Source organism: Microbispora triticiradicis (genome assembly GCF_005864065.1).
GTDB lineage: Bacteria > Actinomycetota > Actinomycetes > Streptosporangiales > Streptosporangiaceae > Microbispora > Microbispora triticiradicis.
In genome coordinates this window covers 1-708 of the sequence record NZ_VANP01000050.1, presented here as the reverse complement: position 1 = coordinate 708, position 708 = coordinate 1, and the positions used below count along the sequence as shown (strand labels likewise).

The window sequence follows — 708 nt, the reverse complement described above, 5'->3', positions numbered from 1 at the left end:
CTACGCTCCTACGGCTTGTAGGCACACGGTTTCAGGTACTATTTCACGACCCCTCACCGGGGCGCTTTTCACCTTTCCCTCACGGTACTAGTCCACTATCGGTCATCAGGAAGTATTTAGGCTTACCAGGTGGTCCTGGCAGATTCACACAGGATTTCTCGGGCCCCGTGCTACTCGGGAACACTCCCAACAGTCGACAAGGTTTCGCCTACCCGGCTCTCACGGTCTACGGCCGCCCTTCCCAGAGCGTTCGACTACCCCACCGATTTCTCACTGCCTGAAGAGACGGCGGTCTCCCCCGGAAGGTCCCACAACCCCGCACACGCAACGCCCGCCGGCTATCACACGCGCACGGTTTAGCCTCCTCCGCTTTCGCTCACCACTACTCACGGAATCACTAAATTGTTTTCTTCTCCTACGGGTACTGAGATGTTTCACTTCCCCGCGTTACCACCAACCGCCCTATACATTCAGACGGCGGCAACACCACATGACTGGTGCTAGGTTTCCCCATTCGGACATCCCCGGATCAACGTCTGGTTGGCGACTCCCCGAGGCTTAACGCAGCCTCCCACGTCCTTCATCGGCTCCTGATGCCAAGGCATCCACCGTGTGCCCTAAAAAACTTGGCCACAAAGATGCTCGCGTCCACTATGCAATTCACAAACAACAACCAGGCAAACCAGCCCACCCCACCACCAAACACCC

The 708-nt window shown here is 57.2% G+C and carries 1 rRNA gene; it reads right to left on the bottom strand.

Annotation, left to right across the window (positions count from 1 at the left end):
- A 23S ribosomal RNA gene (locus tag FED44_RS35465) occupies nt 1-632 on the bottom strand; the annotation flags it as partial.
- Nucleotides 633-708 lie beyond the last annotated feature (76 nt).